Source organism: Frankia gtarii (assembly GCF_025403375.1).
Classification (GTDB): domain Bacteria; phylum Actinomycetota; class Actinomycetes; order Frankiales; family Frankiaceae; genus Frankia; species Frankia gtarii.
On record NZ_JAMPTM010000422.1, the window covers coordinates 1 to 3,762 of the forward strand.

Consider the following 3,762-nt stretch of genomic DNA (forward strand, 5'->3'; position numbering starts at 1 on the left):
GGGCATGGCTGTTCTCCCCCCTCGTCATGCCCGCGGCGAGTGCTGACGGCCTCGCCGCACTTGCCCGGCGGCTGGCGCCCGGCGTCCTCGAGGAGGCCGTCGCCGAGGCCCGCGGTATGGCACGGTGCCAGGCGGCGCAGCGCCTGGCGCAGGAGATCACCCGGGTCGTATTCGCCGAAGGGCTGCCGCAACTCACCGAAGGGCCCTGGGGTGGTGGCGGGCTGCCGGGCGAGGTGTCGCCGGGGCCCGACGAGGCGCTGCCGGGTGGGCCCGAGCCCGCGGAGGAGGCCGAGGTCCCCACGGGCGACCACGTGTCAGGCGATCGCGTGTCAGGCGACCGGGCGGTCCCGGACGGCGAGGGGGCTGCGGCCGAGTCCACGGGCCGGTCACGCGGGCGCGGTCGCGGCGCCGACGTGGACCACGGGCTTTACGTCTACGGGATCGTCCCGGAGCAGAGCCGTCAGGTGTCCGACCTCGAAGGTCTGGTGGCCGGGACCGGGGTGCGCGCCGTGGTCCGCCCGCCGGTGGCCCTGGTGGTCTCCGATATCGAGCTCGCCTTGCTGCGTGACCTCGAGGAGGACGTCTCCGAGACCGGGAGGCTTGCGGACCTCGCACGCCGTCACGATCAGGTGCTGCGGGCGCTGGCGGAGCGCGGTGGGGTGCTCCCACTGCGTTTCGGCACGGTCCTGTCGGACGCGGAGCAGGCCTACGCGGTGCTCGACGATCCGGAGCAGACGCTTTCCCGCACGCTGGCCCAGGTTCAGGACGCGAGGGAATGGGGCCTGCGGATCGACGCGCCCCGCCCGGTGACCGAGGCGGCGCCTCTCGACCAGCCTATCGATCTTCCAGTGGAGGGATTGGCACTCGCGCCGGGATCGGGCACGGCCTATCTCACGGCCCGGCGCCGGGAGATCCGGGCGCAGGAGGCGCGCCGGGAGGAACTCGGCACGCTGATCGAACAGGCAGACGAGGAGCTGACCGCCTTCGCTCGGGACACCGCGCGACGCCGGGGCAGCCGGGCCGGGCGGATGTTCGACTGCGCCTACCTCGTCCCGCGCTCGGCCGACGAGGAGTTCCTCGCGGCGGCGCGGGCGCTGGTGCGGCGACTGACGCAGGCCGGTCTCGACGCCGAGATCACGGGGCCTTGGCCGCCGTACTCCTTCGTGCACGTCACCCTCGGTGGTGGGGATGGGGATGGGGATGGTGGCGGAGATGGCTGAGTCGGGTCAGCGGTGCGGACCGGGCGGCGGCCCCGTTCCCCGTGGCCGCGCCGGTGTCGCCGGTCTGGTCCGACCCCGCACCCCGACCACCGCCGAACCGCCCTGCTCCGCGGCCCAGCCGCTCGCCGACCTGCTGGACCGGCTCGTGGATCGCGGTGTCGTGATCAGCGGCGACGTCGTGATCGCTCTCGCCGGGGTCGACCTGATCCGGCTCGATCTACGGCTGCTCCTCGTCGGCATCCAGAAGGCCGTGGAGGGAGCTGGGGAGGTGGCGGGATGAGTGGTTCCGGTGGCGCCGGTCGCCCGTTGCGCCTCAACGCCGACCCGGACCAGGTCGGTCGAGGTCTGGGACAGCTCGTCGTGGTCGTCCTCGAACTGCTGCGCGAGGTGCTGGAACGCCAGGCGGTCCGCCGGATGGACGGCGGCGAGCTGACGGCGGAGCAGCTCGACGACCTGGGCCAGGCACTGATCGAGATCCGGCACAGCCTCGAGCGGGTCCGCGCCTCGCTCGGTATCACCCAGCGGGAGGCCGACGACGCCGTCGCCCGGGCACGTCGCCTCGTCGAGAGCGGCTCGGAGGCGTTCCCGGACCGCGGGCCGAGGGCCCCCGAGCGGCGCTCCGCCCGATCCTGCGCCGACCAGCAATCCTGTCAGAAGGCGAGGTCAGCATCATGACCATTGCCAGTCGTCCGATCAATCGAGCTCCCCAGCCGAGCAGCCTCGCCGACGTCCTCGACGTGGTTCTCGACAAGGGGATCGTCATCGACGCCTACGTTCGGGTCGCGTTGGTGGGAATCGAAATCCTCACGATCGACGCGCGGATCGTCATTGCCAGCGTCGACACCTACCTGCGGTTCGCGGAAGCGGTGAACCGGCTCGATCTGCAGCCCACGGAGCAGGTCTCCGGCCTGCCCGGGCTCATGCGCGAGGTCACCGAGGGCACCGCGCGGCACAAGAGCAGGGGTGCGCTCGGCGGATTGAAGGACACGGCGGAGGAGGTGGTGGACGCCCTGCGTGGCGCGCCCGCCGAGGAACGGCACGGGCGGGACCTGCCGGCGGGGCGCGAGGCCCCGGCCGAGCGTCGCAGCGGCAAGCAGGGGTGAGGGCCGTGCCCGTCATCGTGTATGGCGTCACCCGAGCGGGGCACCCGGCTCCCGAACCCGCCCCGCCCGGCCTTGGACACCCCCCGGAACCCGTGCATCTGGTGCGGTTCGGGCCGTTGTCGGCCGCGGTGAGCTGCACCGCCGACGTCGGGGCCCTCGGGGACCAGGAGGCGGTGCACCAGCTGGACATCCTGCAGCGACTGCTGGCGCGAGGCCCCGTGCTGCCGATGCGGTTCGGCACGGTCGCCCCCGATGAGGACGCCGTGCGCACGGAGGTCCTCGCGCCGCTGGTCGACGTGATGCCGGAGCGGCTCGACGCCGTCGACGGTCTCGTGGAGCTGCGTCTCGACGTGGACGAGGACGAGCGGTCCGCCCTGCAGGCCGTGCTCCCCGGATCGCCGGTGGTCGCCCGCCCGCCACCGGATGATCTGGACGAGCGGATCAGGTTCGGGCAGGAGATCGCCGAGCTGGTCGTGCAGCGGCGGCAGCGGCAGGCCGACGAGATCCTGAGCGAGCTGCAGCCGCTGGCCCGCTCGGATCGGCCGCGACGGCGGCACGGCGGGGCGGAGGATCCCGTGCTCAGCTGGGCCTTCCTGCTGGCCACCGACGACGTCGAGACCTTCGACGCCGCGATCGCGCGGCTGCGTCGGGCCCGACCGGAGCTCTCGATCGAGTACGTCGGGCCGTTGCCCGCCATCGACTTCGTCGAAATCCCCCCCGGCACCCGGACCTCAGCGGGAGAACCCGCCGACTCCTTTGCGGGAACCGGTCGCTGGGGCTGGGGACCGGATTCGGGTGAACGCAAGGGAGATGATCAATCGTGAGCAGTGCGAAGATCGCCGCGGCGCTCGTCGGTGGCTACGTTCTCGGTCGGACCAAGAAGGCGAAGGTGGCCGTCGGTGTGGCGCTCTGGCTGACCGGACGTCATCACGACCCCAAGGATCTCCTGCGGGATCAGACGGTGAAGCTGCTGAAGTCCCCCCAGGGCGAGCAGCTGCTCGCCCAGGTGCGCGGGCCGGTCGTGGAGGCCGGCCGGCGTGCCGCCCTGTCGGTGTACGAGGCCCAGGTCGAGCGTCTCACCGAGAACCTGCAACAGCGCACCCAGCAACTTACGGAGACCTTGACCGAGAAGGGCGGTTCCACCGCGAAGGCGGCGGCCGCAGCCGTGACCGATGTCCTGAAGACGGTGCCGGGCACCGGCGGAAAGAAGGACGAGCAGGCACCCGCGGGGCAGGAGGCGGACGGCACCTCCGGTGAGCAGGCCGAGGGCAGCCCTGGTGATCAGGGGGACGGCGCCACCGGTGACCGGGCCGAGGAATCCGGCCAGGGGCCGACAGGAGCGGAACGGGAGGAAGCGGAGACCGAGGAGGCGGAGACCGAGGAGGCGGGGCCCGACGACAGCGATGTGAACCGCCGCCCCGCCGGCCGTGCCCCCGCAC

General features: G+C 72.7%; 6 protein-coding genes. All 6 read left to right on the top strand.

Annotated elements, in window-relative coordinates; genetic code table 11:
- Positions 1-1,220, top strand: a 1,220-nt coding sequence (locus NBZ83_RS30730) for a GvpL/GvpF family gas vesicle protein (RefSeq protein WP_261576372.1), incomplete at its 5' end; no start/stop codon positions are given.
- Positions 1,213-1,500 carry a gas vesicle protein gene (locus NBZ83_RS30735; RefSeq protein WP_261576373.1) on the top strand — a complete coding sequence of 96 codons (288 nt, stop codon included), beginning with the start codon at positions 1,213-1,215 and terminating at the stop codon, positions 1,498-1,500. The genes NBZ83_RS30730 and NBZ83_RS30735, both read left to right, overlap by 8 nt.
- Positions 1,497-1,895, top strand: coding sequence for a gas vesicle protein GvpK (gene gvpK / locus NBZ83_RS30740; protein WP_261571290.1), 399 nt, complete (start codon positions 1,497-1,499; stop codon positions 1,893-1,895). The genes NBZ83_RS30735 and gvpK overlap by 4 nt, the downstream gene beginning before the upstream one ends.
- A complete protein-coding gene (locus NBZ83_RS30745) occupies positions 1,892-2,323 on the top strand; it encodes a gas vesicle structural protein GvpA (RefSeq protein WP_261571291.1) in 432 nt (143 codons plus the stop codon). The genes gvpK and NBZ83_RS30745 overlap by 4 nt, the downstream gene beginning before the upstream one ends.
- A gap of 5 nt (positions 2,324-2,328) precedes the next feature.
- A complete protein-coding gene (locus NBZ83_RS30750; RefSeq protein ID WP_261576374.1) occupies positions 2,329-3,147 on the top strand; it encodes a GvpL/GvpF family gas vesicle protein in 819 nt (272 codons plus the stop codon).
- Positions 3,144-3,762 (top strand): hypothetical protein (locus NBZ83_RS30755; RefSeq protein WP_261571293.1); only part of this gene is annotated, 619 nt, incomplete at its 3' end. The genes NBZ83_RS30750 and NBZ83_RS30755, both read left to right, overlap by 4 nt.

Excerpts from the sequence above, each read along its gene's own strand:
- NBZ83_RS30735 (WP_261576373.1), top strand. The coding sequence starts at position 1,213 with ATGGCTGAGTCGGGTCAGCGGTGCGGACCGGGCGGCGGCCCCGTTCCC.
- gvpK (WP_261571290.1), top strand. The coding sequence starts at position 1,497 with ATGAGTGGTTCCGGTGGCGCCGGTCGCCCGTTGCGCCTCAACGCCGAC.
- NBZ83_RS30745 (WP_261571291.1), top strand. The coding sequence starts at position 1,892 with ATGACCATTGCCAGTCGTCCGATCAATCGAGCTCCCCAGCCGAGCAGC.